The following is a 21,243-nucleotide window of genomic DNA, read 5'->3' on the forward strand; positions in this document are numbered from 1 at the left end:
CTAGAGGATATTTAATGGATAAATTACCCGCTTTTCAATATGCAATTCCTCTAAATGATGATGGCATTGTACCGCACATAACTTTTGAATTATCGGAAATCGAATACGCCGCACTGGGGCGGGTTTCAATTCAATGGTCATTTTTAGAGCATGTTTTGTCGGAAATATGCCTAAGGTTTTATAGACTTATACAAATTGAACCACCAGAGGGTATTAAGAACTTCGCATTCAAAAAAAGGCTGCAACAATTTAACAAACTCATAAGTTTGCTTGATGAGCATGAACTGCCAATATCTAATCTTCAACAATTACATAAGGACATGGCAAAAGCTGCCCAAAAACGAAATAAGCTAATACATGGGATTTGGGACTACAACCATACTAATCCCTTTGGTCTGGAAATTTATGGCGACAAACCAGAAGGTGCGTACTCTGGAAATGAAGATTTAGATTCAATATATCAGCTTTCAATTGACATTGGTTTTTTAAATTTTTTCATGATCGAAATGAATATTGACGGCGAGAAAATTTCGGACTTACCTAGAACAGGTGTAGTTTATGGAAAAGATGGAGAACTAATGGGACACATGCACAGGTCGATGATGTTATCTTCGAAAAATCAAGACCGTCTTTATCCAAACATGCTCCCTGACACGAAAGAAAATCCTTCAAAAAAGAATGAAGATTGACTTTTAGAATACCTTTTCAGGGCGCGCGGGCTAACTAACCCAAATCCCCCTGCACCGCCTGCCAGAGCGTCAGCAGGGATAGCGCCGCCGTATCGGCGCGCAATATCCTCGGTCCGAGCGACACCGGCGTCACGAAATCACAGTCCCGCAATCTAGCGCGCTCGGCATCGGTAAACCCGCCTTCGGGGCCGATTAAGATGGCGGCGGGGGCGGGGCAGTTCGGAAGCGCCTCAAGCGCGGGCTTTGCTTCCCATTCTGTGTTCGAGGAGGCCTCGTCCGCAAAGATCAGCGCCCGTTTTGGATCCCACTCATCGAGTAATTTACCGAGCGAGACTGTATCGACGAGCGCCGGAATATCCAGCCGCTCTGTCTGCTCCGCGGCCTCGATCAGGGTCAGCTCCAGCTTTTCCAGTCCCATTTTAGGAAATTGCACACGCTCTGTCAGAACTGGCTGAAGCCGCGCTGCGCCCAACTCGGCGGCTTTCTCTGCGATGAAGGCATTACGCGCTTTGCGCACCGGCGCGAAGCACAGCCAGATATCGGGCGGCGTGGTTTGCGGGCGGCTTTGCAGTCCGATTTTGAGCTGCGCGGCTTTGCGGTTAACGTCGGTTATTTCCGCCAGCCATTCGCCGTCACGCCCGTTAAACACGCGCAGGCTGTCCCCAACAGATTTGCGCATCACGCTCGACAGATAATGACTTTGCGCGCGGTCAAGCAACAGTCCCGCGCCTGCGGTCAAATCCGCGTCCACATAAAGGCGCGGCAGGGTGTAATTTTCGCGCATCGTTATTTCGGATTAAGATCGGTTTGCGCGTCTAAATCAGATAATGTCCACGCTACGCCTTCGCGGCGCGGATCGGCGCCGCCCTGTAGCGTGCCGTCCGCATTTTTGCGGATAATGTGGATGCCGGACGCTTCGCCCTGGCTGCGCTGAATGTCGTGACCCATAATCTCCAGCGCGCTTAAGGTCGCCTCGTCCATACGGTTTTCTTCAATCCGTACGCTCTCGCCTCTAGCGATAACATTGGGCAAATTAGCGGCCTCCTGCGGGGTCATGTCCCAATCCAGCAGGGCGACCATGGTTTTGGCCGTATAGGCGATAATCGAATTGCCGCCCGGCGAGCCTGTGGCAATATAAAAATCGCCGCCGTCTTTGTTCAAAATAATGGTCGGCGCCATAGAGCTGCGCGGGCGCTTGCCAGGCTGGACGCGATTAGCGACTTTGCGGCCCTGCTCATCGACGGAGACAAAGGAGAAATCGGTCAGCTGGTTATTGAGGATCATGCCCGCCGCCATACGCTGGCTGCCAAACCCGCCCTCGACTGTTGTCGTCATCGACACGACATTGCCATAGCTGTCGAGAATAGAAAAATGCGATGTTCCGGGACTGTCCGGCGTCGCGTCTTTGCCGGCCTGCTCTGCGCCCGGCGGGCGGCCCGCCTCCACCTTAGCCATAACGGCGTCGTCTTGGATTTTAGCCGCGCGGAGCGCCAGATAATTCGTGTTCAGCATGCCGGCGATCGGCACCTGAACAAAGCGGTCATCGCCGACATAGTGGTCCCGGTCGGCATAGGCGAGGCGCGAGGCTTCGATAAATCTGTGCCAGCCTTGAACGTCATCACGGCTTTCGCGCATATCAAAATTAGACAGCAGCCCCATGACCGCCTGCGTCGCCACGCCGCCGGAGCTGGGCGGCTGCGCCCCGCAAATCCTATAGGCGCGGTAATCACTGCATAGCGCGGCGCGGCGCACGGGTGTATAGGCGGCGAAATCCGCTTCGGTTAGCCCGCCCGGGCGCGGCTCGTCACGCGTGGCGGCAATGATAGCGCGGGCAATGTCGCCCTCATACAGCGCGCGGTAATCGGCTGAGATAGCGCGCAATGTGGCGGCGTAGGGCGCATTGGTGCGGCGCTCTCCGTCTTGCAGCGGCGTCTCGCCGTCGCCGGGGTAGAAATAATCGCGCGCCGCTTTTTGGTCATTGAGCAGGCCATAGCGCGTCGAGCGCGCCAGCGATCCGGCCATGCGCGGGGAGACGATGAACCCCTCATCGGCCAATGTGATGGCATCCTTAAAGGCGCGCGCCCAGGGCAAGCGGCCATGATCGTCATGCGCCATAGCGAGCATAGCCACCGCGCCCGGCACGCCCGTCGATTTACCCGACGCAATGCCCTGCACATAGGGCAGGCGGTTGCCATCTGCGTCTAAAAACAGGCCCTCATCCGCCGCCATAGGCGCGGTTTCGCGGCCATCATACATAGTCACGGATTTGTCGGCAGCATTATAAAACATCAGAAATGCGCCGCCGCCTATGCCGCTGCTTTGTGGCTCCACCAGACCCAGCACGCTTTGCACGGCAATGGCGGCGTCCACCGCTGTGCCGCCCTCTTCAAGCACGCGAAGCCCTGCGCTAACCGCGCGCGGATCGGCGGCGGCGACCATGACGCTGTCAGGATTGACAACGCGGCTCTCCTTAGGCGCTGTTGTGTCGACATCGTGCGGGGCGGGCGCGCAGGCGGTCAGGCCCATAGAAAAGAGGGCGGTCAGGCTAACGCTAAGAAGCGCGGATTTCAGGGTCATATATCTATCCTTATTTGCGCCAGAATAGCGCCGCCCGCGCTGTGAGGGAAGGGTAAAGTCGGGCGGTATGACGGTCAAATATAGGCGTAGATATATCCGCGTGACGCGCCCGATATACCGTGCATAAGGCGCGCGGGCTGTGCTAGCATGCCCTATTGGAGATATATATGAAACTTGCCCTATTGTGCCGTAACGCGAAACTTTATTCCCATACCCGTCTGGTGGAGGCGGCGCAGGCGCGCGGTCACACCATGGATGTGATCGACCATTTGCGCTGCCTGATAGATGTCGCCTCGGGAGAGCCGAAGGTCGTCTATAAAGGCCAGGAGCTCCCGCATTATGACGCGGTCATTCCGCGTATCGGCGCGTCAGTGACATTTTACGGTACGGCGGTTTTGCGCCAGTTCGAAGTTATGGGCGCTTATCCGGTTAACGAGTCCGTCGCCATTACCCGTTCGCGCGATAAGCTGCGCAGCCTGCAGCTGCTAAGCAAGCGCGGCATCGGTCTTCCGCGCACCATGTTTGCACATAAAACCAATCATCCGCGCGAAATCATCGAGCGGCTGGGCGGCGCGCCTGTCGTGATTAAATTGATCGAAGGCACGCAGGGGATCGGCGTCATGCTCAGCGATACCGACCGCGCGGCCGAGAGTATTATCGAAGCCTTTGGCGGGGTCGGCAGCAATATTTTAGTGCAGGAATTTATCAAAGAAGCGGGCGGCGAAGATGTGCGCTGCCTCGTCATTGGCGGCAAGGTCGTTGCGGCCATGCTGCGCAAAGGCGAAGAGGGCGAGTTTCGCTCCAATCTGCATCGCGGCGGCTCGGCCAAATCCATTAAAATCTCGCCCAAAGAGCGCGAGACAGCCACCGCTGCGGCCAAGGCCATGGGCCTGAATGTCTGCGGCGTCGATCTGCTGCGTTCCTCGCGCGGCCCTGTCGTGATGGAAGTCAATTCCTCGCCCGGATTGGAAGGCATTGAGAAAGCCACCGGCATTGATGTGGCCACAAAAATCATTCAATTTATCGAAAAAAATGCCGCGCCCAATAAAACCAAGACCAAAGGCAAAGGCTAGGCCCGCAATGTCAAAACCGTTTAAAATCGGCGATGCGGTAATCAAGCCGGGCACGCGCGACACCGTTATGATCCCGCTCAGCCGGCTCGCCGATCATACCGATATGATGCTCAAAGCCATGGTCATTCACGGCAAAAAACCCGGCCCGACCATGTTCATCAGCGCCGCCATTCATGGCGACGAGATTATCGGCGTCGAGATTATCCGCCGTCTTGCGGGGATGAAAACCCTGTCGCGGATCAAGGGCACGCTCATCTTAATCCCGGTTGTCAATAATTACGGCTTTCTGGGCATGTCACGTTATCTGCCGGACAGACGCGATCTAAACCGGGTGTTTCCGGGGGTCGAGTCCGGCTCTCCGGCCTCACAGCTGGCCTATACCTTTATGAAAGAGATCGTGTCCAAATGCGAATTTGGCCTCGATCTGCATTCCGGCGCGATCCACCGTGAAAACCTGCCGCAGATCCGGGCTAATCTCGCCAATCCGGTGGTCAAAGATATGGCTGTCGCCTTCGGCGCGTCGATCATGCTTAACTCCAATTTACGCGACGGCTCATTGCGCGAAGCCGCCAAGACCGTGGGCTGTAACATGCTACTGTATGAGTCCGGCGAAGCGCTTCGCTTTGACGAAACGGCGGTGCGCATCGGCGTTAAAGGCGCGCTGGGCGTGATGCGCTATATCGGCATGCTGCCCAAATTAAAACCGTCAAGCCGCAGGGTCACCCCCGTCCAGCCCGTCTCCAGCCATTGGGTGCGCGCCCCCATTAGCGGCCTGATGCGCGCCGCGCACGGCCTCGGTGATGTGGTTGAAAAAGGCGCGGTGATTGCCAGCATTTCCGGCCCGCTGGGCGAGGTCGAGGCCAATGTGCTGGCCCGCTATTCGGGCGTTATTATCGGACGCACCAACCTTCCCATTGTCAATCGCGGCGACGCCCTGTTCCATGTCGCCCGCGTCGATGACCTCGAAGACGCCGAAACCACAATCGAAACCCGCGTCCAAAACGCCGAAGTCGACCCGCTCTTTGACGGCATTGAGATTGTTTAGGGGGGGGTAAACTCGAAGTTAGAGCTAAGATGCCTATATTTTATAAAAACACTGCGAAATTAGAGTAAAATTTTATTACAACTTTTGTAAGAAATGTATTTCATAAAATTGAGCGGTTTTATGTAGTATTGTCTACAACTATTGAAATATGGTTTTTTATATTTTTATTGTTTAACTTAGGACTTGGATTGGAAGGAAGTCCAATAGTTACTAAATCAAAACATAATTCAATTAAGTCATTCTCTCCAACTTGTAATTCATTACTTATTTTGGCCAAAGATATATTCTCTGAGCGTAAGTCATTTAAAACAAATTCTAACAATTTCGATTGCTCTTTCTGGTGATCATAAGGTTCTTTTTTTCTGTACCCTCGTTGGCTGAGTTGCTTAAATAAAGACCTATATTGCCACTCCGTAATTTGCTCTAAACTATGCATCCTTACGACGTAAGCCGCTAGAGAAACTCCCCATTCCTGTTTTGCCTTGATCGAATTGTTAATATCTAAAAGTCGAGGTTTAGTTGGAATAACTCCATCTCTAGGCATTAGAAAAGCAGATGCAAATTGATCAGCTTCTCTTTCTGTCTCTCTGCCAGAATAATTACCGTGTCTATGCAAAACTAAGTGAGCGAGCTCGTGTGCTGCATCAAATCTTCTTCTCGCGTTAGACTTTTTTGTGTTCAGAAAAACGAAAGGAGTTTCATTACGCCATGTGCAGAAAGCGTCTACCTCCAACATGTCCAAGGCCAATGAGAAAACTTTTACGCCTTTAGACTCAAGTAGATGAATCATATTTGAAATAGGTTGATTGCCTTGACCCCATTCATTACGCAAAATTTGTGCGGCTTCAGTTGGGTCACTTATATCTCGCAAATCTGGAACATCGAAGACTGGTAAATTATAAGCTTGCTCTAACCAATTGGAAAAAGAGAACGCGATTGAACTTGTTGCTAAAGCCATGTCACGCTTAGAGGCAGTAAGTTTCGAAATTGCTCTAAAACTAACTTGTTCCGGTTCAGGCATTTGACCTTTGAAGTTTGAAAAGAACTCCGGCGGCAAATTTAAAACTTCTGATAATTGAAGTAAGTTATCACCTAAAGGAGCTGCGGTTCCAGCCTCCCATGCGGATACAGAGCGTAGATCGACGCCAACGAGAGTCGCTAATTCTGTTTTATTAACTCCTCGTCTTTTTCTTCCAATTTTCAAGTTTTCTGGATTAAATAGCACTTATACCGAACGTTTCTTGCGTGTAATACTTACGACCGATTCATTAGGTATTACAGCAGCCGAAGTAGGTGTGTGATCATCTATATTAACATCAGGCAGGATAATTCTTTCATGCCAATCCGCTATGTGCTTGTCGGCCGACAGCCCAAGTGGCAATGATAGCTCACCTTTAATTTTATTGCCCTCAACATAATACAATAGATACCAAGTGTGACGCCCATCGGAATTCATTGCAGTTTCAATTTCGTTTATTGGCGGCGGCGGAAGATCAAACATCAGCTGTGCATTGCAGTCCACAGCATTTACAGTTTGCGGGCCGCGAGAATAAGCTGTTTCTACATTAAGTTCGCTATTGCCAACAGCTGAAGTTCCTTTCGCTATGTTTAGAGCTAAGTCTTGATTGTCATCAGAATAAACCGTCAGTTCAAAACTGCTTTCCTCTTCCCGCATCCAGCCTCTTGTACGTAGCAGCGTTCTTAGCATATATACGCCTTCACCTGCCGCAGAAATACCAATCATCCATGTTGGATGATCCAAGGTTAAACCTCTTTTATGAGAGACTATGTGTGCGAGTACATCAAGAAGAGGCTTAAGTTCGAGATTAAGTTGTTCCAACCGCTGCTCTACTAGTGCTGGGTCATCGACGATAATTGCTGTAGCTGTCATAAGTCTTCCTGTTTTTCTAACACATTTGTGGTTTAAAAACAGGAAGAGGTCAATAGATAATATTATTTTTTACACTCCTTAGCGTGGGTAGGGATCCAGAGCGTTTGAATGCGGTACGTGAGGCTTTAGATTCCCGCCTCCGCTGGAATGAGCGGGAGGGGTGGGTGTTTCGCGACTATATCCTGCGAGTTCCGGCGCTGCGCGCGGCCTCAGCCGGGCCGCCGGAGCGGATGAGGCTTAGTTTTGCACTTAGACTTACACTCCCAACTCTCCGTCATCCTCGGGCCCAGACCCGAGGATCCATCTATCGTCTCATAATTGACGGTTGCGTTTATTAGCTGCTCCTCTCGTTCTTCGCTTTTTAAACACAGTTGGTGTTGAGCAATAGACCCTCGGGTCAAAAGCCCGAGGGTGACGGCGCAGGGGGGGGGGGCACCTGTTGGGCGGGTGAGGCTCAGTTTTGTACTTGAGCTTACACCCCCACCACCGTCATCCGGTGCGCCGGTTCGACTCGGGCCCAGACCCGAGGATCCATCTCTCCTCACGCACCGTGCTTCGAGAGTATGATTCAAACGGACCGCGATAACCAAAACCGATCTAGCTCCAATCCCCGTCATACATAAATTCTCCGGTGTCAGGGTTTATGGGATGCCACTGGGGGTTAGTCTTTTCGATAAGCTCAATTTTCCAGTCCCTATACCAGCGCTTCAGGCTTTTTTCGCGCTGAATGGCGTCGGTCATAATCTCATGCTCTTCATACCACACAAGGTATCGGGCATTGGTGCGGGCCGTGAAGCTCTTCGGATTTGCGCGCGACCAATGCTCCCAATCACGCGAGGCCAAATCAGAGGTGACGCCGATATAAATTGTGCCGCGGCGCTTGGAGGCCATCATGTAAACACAGGGCTGCATGGCTCATTATTGCGAGATGGATCCTCTGGTCAAGCCAGAGTTGAACCGGCGCACCGGATGACGGTTGAGGTGGGAATAAGGTTTCTCGAAGTCTCAAAGCCACACCTTTACCCTGACCTTCTCCCCATAAAACCTTTGCTAGACAATAATGTCGCTCGGATATTCATCCTCGCGGCTTTGCGCATTAAGTATTTGATTCATTGGATCAAATATTTAATGCATCCCCGCCCCTCAAAACTCCCGTACTTTATAATTCTCTTTTGCGTCAGGGCCGGGTGTCGACGTTCGAAACTCGCAGGGGAGCGGTATTGGATTTGGGCGAGGTGAGGTTACGGCTCACATCAAACAGGTTTGGAGTGTGGCTCCGCCGGGGCCGCATATCTTAGCGCGAGCCCGCGCTCTGACAAGAGAGGGCCGTGAGATACCGACCGCGAAGCGTCTCTTTGCGAAACATATTCCCCTCGGTCTCCGGCAAGGAGATCGCTTCGCGGTAGAGCCCTATATTGCGGCGTCTCTCCGCCAGCCGGATAGACGCCGCCCTTTGTTGGCGCGCGGGGCTTCGTCCTGCGCCATATTTAAAGAGGTCTTTATGACGCGACACCATAAATCATCAAAACACTCTGGCCCCTCACAGACGGTCTGTCCCGCTTGCGGGCGATCTGCGCTGCCCCCCGCGCAGGAACTGGTCATGGTCAAGCTGCGCGCCGAGAAAGCGCGGCTGGCGCAGCTGGAGTCGCAGACCCGCGACTGGCCGCCCAAATATCTGGCGTATGAAGATCTGCCGCCGCCCTCACCCGAAGACCGCCAGCGGTTTATCGGGCGCCTTTTAGAGTTGACGGACCGCATTGAAGCGGGCCGGCCCGTGCCGGATTATGCGGCCTATCCCGAGACGGGGTGGCCGCCCGCAGACGCCGGGGGCGCGGCAGAAGCGGAAACGCTATAAATTATTAAAACTGGTGCGCTCGGTCGGGCGTTTGCGGCCCGCATAAGGATCGACAGGGGCCTTGATTTCTTCGCGCTTTTTCATCAGCCCCGCCCGTCCGTCCACGCGGTCATAGCCAAAATTCATATCGGATAATTTGTCATAATCGCCGAGCATTAAATAGCCATGGGGCAGAGTGATCGGCGCCATATTACGCAGCAGGCGCACTTGGGCGGGCGCGCTGTAATGGCCCAGCGCATTGCCGAACAGGATGATATGAAATTTGCCCAGGGCTTCGGGATTGGACAGCAGGTGGAAATCTGTGAACTCGACGCGGCCGGACAGCAAATCATTAACGCGCCAATCTGTGCCGTTGCGGGTGAAATAGGTCACCAAATCCATGATCGGCAATCCGCGCTGCACTTCGAAATGGGTGTAGCTGCCCCGCTTGGCCCGCTCGAGCGCCCAGCTGGGATAGTCGACGGCCACGATCTGGGTGCGCAATCCGGTCATCTGCGATTCGAGCCGGTCCAGCGTCATGGCCAGCGAATAGGCGTCCTGCCCCGATCCGCAGCCAAACACCAAAATGCGCAGATCCGCGCCGCCATATCCGGCCATAAGCTGCGGAATGACATAATCGGTCAGCAGCGCAATGCCGGGTTTGTCGTCGAAAAAGCGGCGCTCGCGTTCCAAAAGCGCGCTGACGACATTGACGGCCAGACGCGTTTGTCCGCGCGCGAACAGCTCTTCGACCATGTCATGCAGGCTGCCAAAACCTTCGCGGCGGGCCAGCGCGGACAGCCGCGTTTCAATGGCGAAATGATGGTCATCGCCCAGCGCGACGCCGGTCAATTCCAGCGTCAGGCGGCGAAGCGCCTCATAATAACTGGGGGTAAGGGAGAGCGCGGCAGCCATGGATTATAAGATCCCGGCCTCTGCGAATTTGGACTCGATAATGTCCGAGTCAAACGGCTTCATGACATATTCATTCGCGCCCGCTTCCATTGCTTCGATGATTTTATCCACGTCGCGTTCGGCGGTGCAAAATACCACGACAGGGGCGTCGCCGCCCGGAGCTTTGCGCAAGGCTTTGAGAAAGGACAGGCCGTCCATGATCGGCATATTCCAGTCGAGCAATATCGCGTCGGGCATGGATAGCCGGCAAAATTTCATCGCTTCTTCACCGTTTTCGGCTTCCGCGGATTCAAAATCGAGGTCTTTGAGAATGCGTCCGGCAACGCGGCGGATCATTTTGCTGTCATCGACAACGAGACATTTTTTCATGCCAGGGCCTCCATCATCGTATCGGCCAGAGACGGCTCTTGCGGCGCGTCATGCGCTTGCGGCCCGGCGGGCATGGCGCTCGCCGGGCGAAGCGGGCAGTGCAGAATAATCGCGTCACCGTCATTGGCGAGCCAGCCGCCAATCGCGTCAAGCGCGACAATATCGGGCAGCTCGTCCAGTCTTGCGCTTTGCTCCGCTGCGCCGCCATCAGCGTAACGCACGGTCAGGCCGGAGGCGCTTTGCTGCGCGGTCAGGGACATGTGATGCAGGCGCGCGGGATTGCGGCGCAGCGCCGTTTCAATCCGGTATCGCGTCAGGGTGCACAAGGCGGTTTCAAGCGCCGGCGCGAGGGCCTGGGACAGCTCGCTGTCATGGCCTTCATAGGACAGGCTGACACGCAGGCCGTGATGATGGGCGGATGACAGCGCGGCATTGGTGACCGGCAGCATCAGCGCCTCGAAAGGCTGCATGGCGATATCGGCGCGCGGCGCGGGCATAGCCGCGTCATTGGCCGCGCGCGACACGGCGATCAGCTTTTGCAGGGCCGGACGCTCCGTCTCTGTCGCCAGATGGATGACATTGGCCAGCCGCTCGCGCGCGGCGCCGGATGTGTCAGGCAGAGGCGAGGCGGGGTGCGGGTGGCCCGCGCTTTGCGGCGTGTGCTCTGCATAAATCGCGGTGGCCTCCCGGGTATCGATCTCGGCCAGTCCGGCTGCATATTGGTCGGTCAGCGTGACCAGCGCTGTGAGCATATGCGCGCACAGCGTTTCATTTTCGGCGTTTGCTGCTGCGCCGCATTGCCGGGCGGCCAGAGCGATGCCGCGGGCGCGGACGGATTGTGCGCTCTGGGTGAGAATATCACAGGCTCCGATAATGATCTGCCACTGCAAAAGCGGCAGCGCGCCGCGGAGCACATCAAGATGCGCGCGGGACGTTTTTACAAATTCGCGTTCGGCTTTGAACATGTTGCGTTTTCACCTCTGCGCAGGCGCAATGGCGCGCCCGACATAATATGGGTCAAAACATGGGTAGATTTGGTTAAGGACGGCCTAAAATTTGCCGCCGCGGGCAGGTTTATTTCAGGCTTAGGATTCGGACGGAATCAGCGCGGTAAAGACGACGCGGTCTCCGTCTATGCGGGCTTCAACGCGGCCTTTGGCTTCACGCGCGATCATGCCGGTATAAAAGGGCTGCACCGTGCGGCCATCCCAGCCATCGTCAGGCGCTTTGCCGGACAGGGTCGCGACAACGGCGTCGGCGAGGCGGGCTTTGGGGCCTTCGGCGGTCAGGGTGAGGCGGGACATACCGCCTTGGTCTGTCGCCTCAATGGTCAGATCGCCGCCGCGCGGAATGGCTTGCACGGCCAGCATGGTCAGGTTCAGCAAAAGCCGCGCCGGCGCTTTGGGCAGGCCGTCGGTTTGCAGTTTCCAGCGTAGGCTGGCTTTGCCTTCGCCATACATACCTTCGGTCAGATTGCGCAGCTCCTGCGTGCCGATGACGCCCGGCGCCGAGCCGCCCGCGCCAAAGGCCAGGCGCAGAAATTGCAGCTTGTCCGCCGCTTGCCGCGAGCTGACGCGAATAAGATCCATCGCGTCCTCTTTCATATCGGCATTATCGTCATCGTCAAAAACTTCCAGCGCCGCGCCCAGCGCGCTGACCGGACTGATCAGGTCATGGCAAATCCGCGCGCATAAAAGCGCGGCCAATGTGGCAGGGGTCAGTTTTTTGGGATCGCTCATAAAGTCCTCAGTCATGCGGGTCAGCAGGCCATGCGTGCCAATGTGTTAGGCGCATTTGCGCGCCTATAGCAAGCGTAGATCATGGGGTAATTCCGGCCATGGCCAACACCGCTGCGGGACTGTGGCCAGCGGCGCGCAGCTCAGCAATGGCGGTGCTGGCTTTACGCTTGGCCAGTTTTTCGCCGTCTTGATCGCATATCAAGCCGTGGTGATGATAATCCGGCACAGGCCAGCCCATCAAGACCTGCAATAAAACATGGATATCGGTGCTGTCGACCAGGTCTGTCCCTCTTACGATATGGCTGATGCCTTGCAGCGCGTCGTCATGGGTCACAGCCAGATGATAGGACACGCCGATATCCTTGCGCGCGAGAATGACATCGCCAAAGCGCTCCGGATTTGCGGCGCGCCAGCCCGGCTCTGCTGCGTTAAAGGCCGCGCTTTCGTAATAGGTCAGCTTATCAAAACCCGCCCCTAGCTCATGGCGCGCCCCCCGCATAGACAGCCGCCAAGCAAATGGCGCTGCGCTAAGCAGGCGCGCGGCTTCATCAAAGTCCGCTTCGCCCGTATATATACCGGCTGAAGATAGAGCATCGACCTCGCGGCGTGTTTTAAAACAGCGGTAAATTAATCCGCGCTTTCGCAAATTTTCAATGACAGCGGCATAATCTTCATAATGCGCGCTTTGCAGTCGCACAGGCTGCGGCCACGCAAAGCCCAGCCATGACAGGTCGTCATATATGGCGTCCGTCAGTTCCGGCTTGCACCGTATATGGTCGATATCCTCGATCCGCAGCAGGCACGTTCCGCCCATGACGCGCGCAAAATCAAACGCCTCGAAAGCGGCGCGGGCATGGCCAATATGCAGATATCCCGTAGGCGACGGCGCAAAGCGCGTTCGCACGGCTCCGCTTTTACGCACAGCGGCGTATTTATTTGGCTTGTCAAAAAACTGTGACATAGGCTAGCTATTGATTCTAAATAGGATGATCAAAAGGATATTCGTCTTCAGTTGCTGTCATAACCACATATATCACATGTCTATGCGCCGCGCGTTAAATTTGATTGCGCGCCGGGCAGGTTCGGCATTTGCCTTGCAGGCGGCCGGCTAATGGGACTGATCAATAATCCGCTGCTCAGCCGCGAAATGCGCGGCGACCATATTATGGCCAACCCGATTGCCGAGCCTGATGCGGTGACCTCCGGCGCCTATCCCTGCCTGATCTTAAATGCCGACTTTCAGCCGCTCTCTTATTACCCGCTCTCCCTGTGGAACTGGCAGGATGCGGTAAAGGCCGTATTTCTCGACCGCGTGAATGTGGTCAGCGAATATGACCATATTGTGCGCTCCCCGAATTTCCATATGCCGCTACCCAGCGTGGTCAGCCTGAAAGACTTTGTCAGCCAGGGGCGCGACCCCGCCTTTACGCGGTTTAACCTGTTTCTGCGCGACGGATTTGAATGCGTCTATTGCGCAAGCGGACAGGAACTGACCTTTGACCATGTTTTGCCGCGCCGTCTCGGCGGACGCACCAGCTGGAAAAATATTGTCGCGGCCTGCTCGCGCTGCAATCTTAAAAAAGGCGGCCGCACCCCGCGCGGGGCGGGCATGACGATGCAAAGAAAGCCGTTTCGTCCGACCATGCATCAATTGCAGGCCCAAGGCCGCCGCTTCCCGCCGAATTATCTGCATAAAAGCTGGCTGGACTATCTTTACTGGGACGTTGAATTGGAACGTTAGTCCTTGTGACTCGGCCGCGTCGACCCTATATTCTGATTATGTATAAACGCATCCATCCTTACGCTATAATCGCGGCACTGGTTAGCTTCATCGGGCTTTTCCTGATGTTGCGTCATCCGCTCTTTGCCTTATTTGGCAGTTTGATTATTTTCTATTTTGTCGACGTCGCAATTAAAGTGGTTGACCGCCGCGGCAATTAACGGCTTTTCACGACAGGCCGAAATCATCAAGGCAACCTATGCAAATCGCCAGCGCTAATATAAACGGCTCCATGCGCTCTTTTCTCCTCACATTATCCGCCCTTTTCTTCGCCGCCTGCTCGGGCAATCCGGTTGTGCAGCTGCAAACCGATCAGGGCGTGATCGAGATTGAAGTCTATGAAGATAAGGCCCCGAAAAGCGCCGCTGATTTTCTCTATTATGTCGATGAAGGCCTGTATGACGGACAGGGGTTTTACCGCGTCGTGCGCCCGGATAATGACAATCTCGACATGGGTATGAATATTGTGCAGGGCGGACGGCTGGATCTGGCGCGGCTTATGCCTGAGGTTGATCACGAACCGACCTCGCAAACCGGCCTGACCCATCATGACGGGGCCGTGTCACTTGCCCGCGACGCGCCCGATACAGCCAGCGCAGCCTATTTCTTCGTCTCTATTGGCGAGAATAAATTTCTCGATCATGGCGGGACGCGAAATCCCGACGGACAGGGCTACGCCGTCTTTGGCCAGGTCACGAAAGGCATGGATATTGTGCGCGCTATACAGGCGCGGCCAACCGATGTGAACGGGCATCCCGAAATGCCGCCCCATCAAATGCTGGCGCAGCCGGTTACTATCATTTCAGCAAAGCGAAAATAAATATGGCTCAAGACTTTATTCCTATATCCGGTCTCGGCCAAATCGCCGACGATTATGACGTCTTAATTTGTGACATTTGGGGCGTTATTCACAATGGCAAAGTGCCGTTTTTCGAAGCCTGCGAAGCGCTAAACCGGTTTCGCCAATCGCGCGGCACGGTCGTGCTTGTCTCCAACAGCCCGCGCCCCAGCCGCGCTATCCCGGAACAGCTCGACGATTTGCGCGTGCCCGAAGGTATTTACGACGCCATTGTCACCAGCGGCGACGCCACTATTGACGAATTATCGCGCCGTGCGCCCGGTCCGGTGTTCAAACTCGGCCCCGACCGGGATGACCGCATCTATGAAGGCCTGGAGCTGCATTTCAGCGGTCTGGACGAGGCGGAATTTATCTCCTGCACCGGCCTGTTTGAAGATGATCACGAAACGCCCGATGATTATACCGAGCTGCTCTCACAGGCGCGCGACAATGGCTTGCCGATGGTTTGCGCTAATCCTGACATCCGCGTTAAACGCGGCGATCACATGATTTATTGCGGCGGCGCACTGGCGCAAAAATACGAAGATATGGGCGGCGAAGTGATTTATGCAGGCAAACCGCACAGCCCGATTTACCGCCTGTCGCGCGCCTGGCTCGAAGAAGTGCTGGGCTATGTCCCGGGCGCGGAGCGTATCCTCGCTATTGGCGATAATATCCACACTGACCTGCTCGGCGCGCAAAATGAAAACTTTGACTGCCTGTTCATTGCTGACGGCATGGACACCGCCAATAGCGAAGCCGCCTTCGATCTCATCCGCGATCACGGTATATCCGCGCGCTACGTGATGGGCAGTTTGGAGTGGTAGGGGATATTTATGTTTTTGATAAAATCTCTCGGTGATTGGCCTTCTCCCTAATGGGAGAAGGTGCCCGGCAGGGCGGATGAGGGGACATAATGGACAGGGTTAGCTTCGCTAGACAATTACGTAAATCGCAGAGTGATGCTGAGACTATATTTTGGCAAAAAATCAGATCAAGACGATTTTGCCGATTAAAATTCAAACGCCAAGTTCCGATTGATAAATATATTGCAGACTTTGTTTGCGAACATGAAAAATTAATTATTGAATTAGACGGCCACCAACATAACGAAAATATTGCGTATGATGACGCCCGTACAGAAATAATGCAGCGCTATGATTACCGTATTTGGCGAATTAGAAATGAAGATATATACGACGATGTCGACCAAGTCCTCTATGATATGAAACAATTTTTAGGCCAGAAATAATCTCCCCTCACCCGCCCTGTCGGGCACCCTCTCCCGTTAGGGAGAGGGACGATGATCTTAAATTTTTTGATTTATATTTACCAGCCTACGCTGGGATGAGCGGATAGAAGAGGTTACTCCTCTTTCTCCAACCGCCGTGCATTGCGCAGGTCTGGGAATAAATAAGCCCATAGACCCGCGACGCCGATTGCGGCCACGCCGCCGCCGGCGACGGTGAGTATGGCGCCGAGGCGGGCGGCCATGAATCCGGCGCGCGCTTCGCCAAGCTCGTTAGACGCGCCAAGGAAAATGGAGTTCACCGCATTGACCCGCCCGCGCACATTATCCGGCGTCCAAAGCTGTAGCAATATCTCGCGGATATACACGCTGATCATATCAAAAGCCCCGACGGCGATGAGCGCGAGAACGGACAGCCAGGGCAGAGCGGATATGCCGAACACGGCCGTCGCCAGACCAAATAGCCCGACCGTCACAAATAGGATTTTACCGGCGTGATCGCGAATGGGGAATATCAGCAAAAGCCCGATCATGGTCACGGCGCCGACGCCCGGCGCGGCGCGCAGAAGGCCATTGCCGAGCTTGCCGATATTTAAAATCTCGTCGGCATAAATAGGGAGCAGGGCGACCGCGCCGCCGAGCAGCACGGCAAATAAATCCAGCGAAATTGCGCCCAGCACGATTTTGGTTTTCCAAATATAACGAAAGCCTTCCGTCAGCGTGTGCCAACTATTCGCTTTTGTCTCATAGCTCTGCTCCGGTTTGGGAATAGAGAATATTAGCGTCATGCTAACCGCGAACAAGACGCCCGAAATGCCGAAAGCCAGCTTGGCACTCAACAGATGCAGTACGCCGCCAATGGCCGGGCCGATAATCGAGGCGAGCTGCCAGGTCAGCGTGACCCAGCCTATGGCGTTGGCAAAGTCGGGTTTGGGCACCAGATTAACGACCAGCGAAGATGAGGCCGGCGAGAAAAAAGCCCGCGCCGTACCGAATATCACGAGCACGCCAAGCACGGGCACGGCGCGGAAATTGCCTGTCAGCGCCAAAGCCAAAATCGATAGCGCGCAGAGCATTTCCACCCCGATTGACGTGCCCATCACGGCGCGCCGCCCTAATTTATCGGCGGCCAGTCCTGTCACCATGACCAGCAGCAGGGCCGGCAGGAACTGCACCAATCCGATCATACCGAGCATAGCGGCGCTTCTTGTGACCTCCCAAATCTCAAAGGCCACGACGGTTGCGAGGATTTGCGTGCTGCAGGCCGTTATAAACCGCGCGGCAAAATAGCGCCTGAAGGCGCTATGCCTGAAAGATGAAAATCGTGCGCCGCGCTCCATGACGCGGCCATAAACGGGCGGCGGCAATTTATCAACGTATTACGGCTTGATAGATTAAACGGCCCCGCTATTGTGGCCCGAACTTTTACGGGGTGAGTAATGGGCTATCAACGCGGATATTATTTGGACGAGCTGTCAATCGGCATGACGTCCGAGAAGACGATGGAAATTACGGATGAGGCTGTAAATACTTTTGCCCGTCTGTCCGGCGATTTCAATCCGATCCATGTCGATGAGGACTATGCCGCGAAGACGGCTTTTGGCCGCCGCATTGCCCATGGCGCCTTTACCGCCAGCTTGATTAGCGCCATTTTAGGCAATGACTTGCCCGGACCGGGCTCGATATTTTTGGAAATGAATATGAAATTCCGCAAGCCGGCGTTTTTGGGCGATATCGTCACAGCTGTCGCGGAAGTCGAAGACATTAACCAGCGCACGGGCCGCATCAAAATGCGGGTGAAATGCATAGCTGACGGCGCAACGCTCATTCGCGGCGATTGCGGCGTGCTGGCACCGAAACGCCCCGAGGGCGATACGAGCCGCCGCGACTAGCGGGAGCCGACATGGACATATTTTCCGACTATCGCGCCGTGCCGGTATCAGGCCAGGCCGCCGTGATTGCGCTGGGTAATTTTGACGGTCTGCACCGCGGCCATCAAGCCGTTATTGCTATGGCCAAAGACATCGCGCTTGAGCGCGGCTTGCCTTTGGCGATCGGTGTATTTACCCCGCATCCCCGCCGGTTCTTTGCCCCGGACAGCCCGCCCTTTCGCTTGATGAGCGGGCGCCGCCGCGCTCATATTTTGCCGCAGCTCGGCGTGGACCGTCTTTACGAGATTAATTTCAACGCAGACCTGAAGAATATGAGCGACGAAGAATTCGTCGAAACAGTTCTTCACAAAGGTCTGGGCGCGGCGCATATATTGGTCGGCGATGATTTTCGCTTTGGCCGTGACCGCGTCGGGGATTTTGACAGCCTTCGCGCTCATTGCGCCGCGCGCGGGATTGACGTCAGCGGATGTGAGCCTGTCGGCCTGCACAAATTCTACGGTAAATATGGCAGCACGGAAATCCGCGAGGCGCTTAAAAACGGCGATGTGTTTCATGCCGCCCATATGCTGTCGCGCCCGTGGACAGTGGACGGCATCGTCAGCACAGGCGCGAAACGCGGCCGCACGATCGGGTTTCCAACGGCCAATGTCGGTTTTGCCGATTTGATGCGGCCCAAATTCGGCGTTTATGCTGTCGAGCTACGCATTGACGGTGAGGATATCTGGCGGCCTGCTGTGGCCAATACAGGCACGCGCCCGACAGTGGACGGCACAGAGGCGCGGCTTGAGGCGCATATATTTGACTTTGACCGCGATATTTACGGCCAAATGGTGGATGTGCGCTTTCGCTCATTCATCCGGTCTGAGCAGAAATTTGACAGCTTTGACGTGCTGGCGGCGCAAATTAAAAAAGATGCGCGCGGCGCGCGGGCTGTGCTCGGCGCGGGCTAAAAGCCAATGCCTGACATATAAAATGCGGCGAGCGCCATAATTAAAATAAGCATGATGAAAAAGCTGCTGATTATCATGCGTCCGCGCCGCGTCGCGTTCATCTTTGTAGCCAAATGCATAGCGCCATACATAGCGGCCAGCGCAATGACGAGCGTGATCGCAAACGGAATAAGCACGCGCCGCTGCGCCATAATACCCTGACTTTCCATCAGGAAATAGGCCAGCACCATGGCAAAGCCCATGCCGAGAACGACAATCTTTCCGGCAAGTGATGCGCGCGGCTTTGGATCAATTTGGGTCATGGCAATCTCGCTTTTCTGCCTGAGCTCATAGGCTTAATCTGCATGGTTCGCAAACTGCCTGTGCGGGCTTAATTGCCGCGCAACCGGGTCACGAGCGCGATAAACAGCATAACCGCGAACACAATCGCCGGAAGCAAAAGCATTAACAGCCCCAGCCCGATATCGGTGGCGCTTGCTGCATTCGTGGTGTGGTGAATATACACGCCGCGGTAATACCACGCCCATCCTGCAAAGGTCAGCGCTAGCCCGGCCGCGCTAGACAGCAGCAGGTTTCCGCATTTATCAAGTGATTTATGAAACGACCAGATCAAAGCAAAGGGCGTCGCCGCCCATCCTGCGTTAAATATTAAAGTGGCCGGCTGGTCTAAAAACCGCTCCGGCAAACCCAGCGCCCGCCACATAATATACTCGCCCAGAACAACGATGATGACCGCGTCAAGCATAGATGTTTTGGGCCAAACCAGTGAATGTCTCGAATAATCTTTTTCCGGAATGCTCATCTTTAAATTAGACCGCGCCGCCGCGCGATAATCAAGGGGGTTAATCTGTGTTTGGTTTGTCCCAGCGCCGGTCAATTTCATCTATCATTTGGCGTGCTGCGCTGCGCGCCCGCATAGTGGGTCCCCAGACCGAGGCGGCAACCAAAGGGCGGCGGGCCTCTTCGTATTCACCCCCGAAAAACAGCACTTGTGACATGTTTAAATTGCTCCCGGCATAATTCGGACTGCGGTAATATTGTAGCGCGTTATAAGCCGCTTGCAACGCCTCGACAGGCGGGCTGGTATCCGTGCGATAGGATAGAGCATAATGATAATTGGCGCTGGGATCATTTGGGTATTTCGCCAAGACGTCGGATAAATATTTGCGGCCCAAACCCAAACTGTCCGGCGTATGCTCTCCGGCATCATAGCGCATTATTTCGGACGCGCCGCCGACGCGGCGGGCTTCCATATTAGACGGGTCCAGCTCCAAAGCTTGCTTTATAAGGCTCTCAGCCTCAGCATAGTTTCCACTTGCAAGAGCCATATCGGCGCGCCCAACCAGGATTGGCGCGGTCAGCCCCAGCGCCTTTTCAGCCTTGTCATAGGCAGCGCTAGTGCGCTTAGCGCCTGAAAAGGCCAATGTCACATCGGCGAGATGACGATAGCCCTGCGCTTTGGTCATTTTACGGACGGTCAGTTTGACGTCGTCGGGCTGAAAATCAGTTGTGTAAGATACTTTTTGAAAGCGGTTGGACTTATAATAGCGATATATAATTTCATCAAACTGATCGACGGTCATGCCCATATGCTTTTCAAACGCTTCAATGCCATCTTCACCCCGGTTTAAGGCTTCGATATAAGCGGCAAATTTTGGCGACATCCCATCTGTTGTAATAATGTAATGCGCCATTAACCAGCTTTGCGCGTAGAATAAGCTCCGGCCATTTGCCGCGGATTGACCGCCATCGGTAAACGAAAACGGATAACCGCGAACCGAAGACAGCATAATATTCATGGGAACCCAGTATCGGCGTTTAAACGCGAGTACAGGACCATAAGCCTGTTTCGGCGCCCCCACATCGAATTGGCCTTTTTTCTGCTCATATGTGGCCAGAAAATTGGCATAGCCTTCATCATACCATCTGGGAAAGTTCAGCCCCGTATAGGCCGCGATCAAATGATGCGAATATTCGTGAAACGCGATATAGCGCGCTTCATTTCCGCGTCCGAAACCGCGCTGCGAGCTGAGCAAAAATATCGGGCCACGCAAATCGGTGTTGTAAACTCCGCCAAGATTATCCGTGCCAACAACGCTGCGCATCGTTTTTTTGTCGCGAATGGTATAGACAGGAACGGGCACGACTTCGGGCCGCGGCGTAACACCATACAGGCTCAGCACATTATAGCGAAAGCCCTCAAGGTCTTGGACAAGACTTATCGCGTCGCGTTCGTTTAGATCGCCGCGCAAAACAAAATTCTCTGAGCGCACTTCGACCCAGCCGGCTTGGGCCTGCGCGCAGAGCATGAATGTAAAAATAAATGTGATAAATATGGAAGAAATACGATTCAGCATAGTCTGTTCTCCTACCCTTCCCTGACTTAAAGTTTAAATTCCGCG

At 54.6% G+C, this 21,243-nt stretch carries 25 protein-coding genes; 11 read left to right on the forward strand and 14 right to left on the reverse strand.

The window, feature by feature from the left end:
• Window positions 1-14 precede the first annotated feature (14 nt).
• Window positions 15-689 carry a hypothetical protein gene (locus H142_RS0105880; protein WP_017931181.1) on the forward strand — a complete coding sequence of 225 codons (675 nt, stop codon included), beginning with the start codon at window positions 15-17 and terminating at the stop codon, window positions 687-689.
• A gap of 34 nt (window positions 690-723) precedes the next feature.
• Here H142_RS0105880 and H142_RS0105885 read toward each other — a convergent pair whose 3' ends face one another.
• Window positions 724-1,473, reverse strand: a complete 750-nt coding sequence (locus tag H142_RS0105885; RefSeq protein ID WP_017931182.1) for a 16S rRNA (uracil(1498)-N(3))-methyltransferase — start codon at window positions 1,471-1,473, stop codon at window positions 724-726.
• Window positions 1,474-1,475: 2 nt separating this feature from the next.
• Window positions 1,476-3,266: a gamma-glutamyltransferase gene (ggt, locus tag H142_RS0105890; protein ID WP_017931183.1), complete on the reverse strand. Its 1,791-nt coding sequence runs from the start codon at window positions 3,264-3,266 to the stop codon at window positions 1,476-1,478.
• Between the two features lie 167 nt (window positions 3,267-3,433).
• On the opposite strand from ggt, the gene rimK reads away from it, so the two are divergent.
• Complete coding sequence (rimK, locus tag H142_RS0105895) at window positions 3,434-4,339, forward strand: 30S ribosomal protein S6--L-glutamate ligase (protein WP_017931184.1); 906 nt, start codon at window positions 3,434-3,436, stop codon at window positions 4,337-4,339.
• Between the two features lie 7 nt (window positions 4,340-4,346).
• Window positions 4,347-5,384 carry a succinylglutamate desuccinylase/aspartoacylase family protein gene (locus H142_RS0105900; RefSeq protein ID WP_017931185.1) on the forward strand — a complete coding sequence of 346 codons (1,038 nt, stop codon included), beginning with the start codon at window positions 4,347-4,349 and terminating at the stop codon, window positions 5,382-5,384.
• 118 nt (window positions 5,385-5,502) lie between these two features.
• On the opposite strand, the gene H142_RS0105905 is transcribed toward H142_RS0105900, so the two are convergent.
• From H142_RS0105905 to H142_RS0105915, 3 genes are all read right to left on the reverse strand, one after another.
• Window positions 5,503-6,609: an XRE family transcriptional regulator gene (locus H142_RS0105905; RefSeq protein ID WP_026147830.1), complete on the reverse strand. Its 1,107-nt coding sequence runs from the start codon at window positions 6,607-6,609 to the stop codon at window positions 5,503-5,505.
• Window positions 6,610-7,275, reverse strand: coding sequence for a hypothetical protein (locus H142_RS0105910; RefSeq protein ID WP_017931187.1), 666 nt, complete (start codon window positions 7,273-7,275; stop codon window positions 6,610-6,612). It lies immediately after the preceding gene.
• Window positions 7,276-7,872: 597 nt separating this feature from the next.
• On the reverse strand, window positions 7,873-8,187 hold the full coding sequence (locus H142_RS0105915; RefSeq protein WP_026147831.1) for a GIY-YIG nuclease family protein: 315 nt from the start codon (window positions 8,185-8,187) through the stop codon (window positions 7,873-7,875).
• A gap of 589 nt (window positions 8,188-8,776) precedes the next feature.
• On the opposite strand from H142_RS0105915, the gene H142_RS16790 reads away from it, so the two are divergent.
• Window positions 8,777-9,130, forward strand: coding sequence for a hypothetical protein (locus H142_RS16790; RefSeq protein ID WP_156811899.1), 354 nt, complete (start codon window positions 8,777-8,779; stop codon window positions 9,128-9,130).
• Here H142_RS16790 and H142_RS0105930 read toward each other — a convergent pair.
• From H142_RS0105930 to gluQRS, 5 genes are all read right to left on the reverse strand, one after another.
• On the reverse strand, window positions 9,125-10,024 hold the full coding sequence (locus H142_RS0105930) for a CheR family methyltransferase (RefSeq protein ID WP_017931191.1): 900 nt from the start codon (window positions 10,022-10,024) through the stop codon (window positions 9,125-9,127). The two genes, H142_RS16790 and H142_RS0105930, sit on opposite strands and share 6 nt — an antisense overlap.
• Window positions 10,025-10,027: 3 nt before the next feature.
• Window positions 10,028-10,393, reverse strand: a complete 366-nt coding sequence (locus H142_RS0105935; RefSeq protein ID WP_017931192.1) for a response regulator — start codon at window positions 10,391-10,393, stop codon at window positions 10,028-10,030.
• Window positions 10,390-11,358 (reverse strand): hypothetical protein, encoded by a 969-nt coding sequence (locus H142_RS0105940; protein WP_017931193.1) that lies wholly within the window; start codon window positions 11,356-11,358, stop codon window positions 10,390-10,392. The genes H142_RS0105935 and H142_RS0105940 overlap by 4 nt, the downstream gene beginning before the upstream one ends.
• A 120-nt stretch (window positions 11,359-11,478) precedes the next feature.
• The gene (gene chpT / locus H142_RS0105945; RefSeq protein ID WP_033315048.1) at window positions 11,479-12,132 is read right to left on the reverse strand and encodes a histidine phosphotransferase ChpT; all 654 of its coding nucleotides are present in this window, start codon (window positions 12,130-12,132) and stop codon (window positions 11,479-11,481) included.
• Between the two features lie 79 nt (window positions 12,133-12,211).
• Entirely contained in the window at window positions 12,212-13,093 is an 882-nt protein-coding gene (gene gluQRS / locus H142_RS0105950; protein WP_017931195.1) for a tRNA glutamyl-Q(34) synthetase GluQRS, read from the reverse strand.
• A gap of 204 nt (window positions 13,094-13,297) precedes the next feature.
• Between gluQRS and H142_RS0105955 the strand changes: the two genes are divergently transcribed.
• From H142_RS0105955 to H142_RS0105975, 5 genes are all read left to right on the forward strand, one after another.
• Complete coding sequence (locus H142_RS0105955) at window positions 13,298-13,873, forward strand: HNH endonuclease (RefSeq protein WP_051048575.1); 576 nt, start codon at window positions 13,298-13,300, stop codon at window positions 13,871-13,873.
• A 5-nt stretch (window positions 13,874-13,878) separates the two neighbouring features.
• Window positions 13,879-14,073: a hypothetical protein gene (locus H142_RS16795; RefSeq protein ID WP_156811900.1), complete on the forward strand. Its 195-nt coding sequence runs from the start codon at window positions 13,879-13,881 to the stop codon at window positions 14,071-14,073.
• A 38-nt stretch (window positions 14,074-14,111) separates the two neighbouring features.
• On the forward strand, window positions 14,112-14,732 hold the full coding sequence (locus H142_RS14580) for a peptidylprolyl isomerase (protein ID WP_017931198.1): 621 nt from the start codon (window positions 14,112-14,114) through the stop codon (window positions 14,730-14,732).
• A 2-nt stretch (window positions 14,733-14,734) separates the two neighbouring features.
• Window positions 14,735-15,577 carry a TIGR01459 family HAD-type hydrolase gene (locus H142_RS14585; protein ID WP_017931199.1) on the forward strand — a complete coding sequence of 281 codons (843 nt, stop codon included), beginning with the start codon at window positions 14,735-14,737 and terminating at the stop codon, window positions 15,575-15,577.
• Between the two features lie 89 nt (window positions 15,578-15,666).
• Window positions 15,667-16,002, forward strand: coding sequence for an endonuclease domain-containing protein (locus tag H142_RS0105975; protein WP_017931200.1), 336 nt, complete (start codon window positions 15,667-15,669; stop codon window positions 16,000-16,002).
• A gap of 113 nt (window positions 16,003-16,115) precedes the next feature.
• Here H142_RS0105975 and H142_RS0105980 read toward each other — a convergent pair whose 3' ends face one another.
• Window positions 16,116-17,339 carry an MFS transporter gene (locus tag H142_RS0105980; RefSeq protein ID WP_026147833.1) on the reverse strand — a complete coding sequence of 408 codons (1,224 nt, stop codon included), beginning with the start codon at window positions 17,337-17,339 and terminating at the stop codon, window positions 16,116-16,118.
• 99 nt (window positions 17,340-17,438) lie between these two features.
• On the opposite strand from H142_RS0105980, the gene H142_RS14590 reads away from it, so the two are divergent.
• Together H142_RS14590 and H142_RS0105990 are read left to right on the forward strand one after the other, a co-directional pair.
• Window positions 17,439-17,891 carry a MaoC family dehydratase gene (locus H142_RS14590; RefSeq protein WP_017931202.1) on the forward strand — a complete coding sequence of 151 codons (453 nt, stop codon included), beginning with the start codon at window positions 17,439-17,441 and terminating at the stop codon, window positions 17,889-17,891.
• A gap of 11 nt (window positions 17,892-17,902) precedes the next feature.
• Entirely contained in the window at window positions 17,903-18,841 is a 939-nt protein-coding gene (locus H142_RS0105990; RefSeq protein WP_017931203.1) for a bifunctional riboflavin kinase/FAD synthetase, read from the forward strand.
• Here the strand turns inward: H142_RS0105990 and H142_RS0105995 are convergent.
• The 3 genes from H142_RS0105995 to H142_RS0106005 form a co-directional block, all read right to left on the reverse strand.
• The gene (locus H142_RS0105995; RefSeq protein WP_017931204.1) at window positions 18,838-19,143 is read right to left on the reverse strand and encodes a hypothetical protein; all 306 of its coding nucleotides are present in this window, start codon (window positions 19,141-19,143) and stop codon (window positions 18,838-18,840) included. The genes H142_RS0105990 and H142_RS0105995 overlap by 4 nt on opposite strands.
• Window positions 19,144-19,211: 68 nt before the next feature.
• The gene (locus H142_RS0106000; RefSeq protein WP_017931205.1) at window positions 19,212-19,724 is read right to left on the reverse strand and encodes a hypothetical protein; all 513 of its coding nucleotides are present in this window, start codon (window positions 19,722-19,724) and stop codon (window positions 19,212-19,214) included.
• A complete protein-coding gene (locus tag H142_RS0106005; protein WP_017931206.1) occupies window positions 19,684-21,198 on the reverse strand; it encodes a tetratricopeptide repeat protein in 1,515 nt (504 codons plus the stop codon). Before H142_RS0106005 ends, H142_RS0106000 begins: the two co-directional genes overlap by 41 nt.
• Window positions 21,199-21,243: the final 45 nt, after the last annotated feature.

Origin of the sequence: Robiginitomaculum antarcticum DSM 21748 (assembly GCF_000365025.1) — a bacterium.
GTDB lineage: Bacteria > Pseudomonadota > Alphaproteobacteria > Caulobacterales > Maricaulaceae > Robiginitomaculum > Robiginitomaculum antarcticum.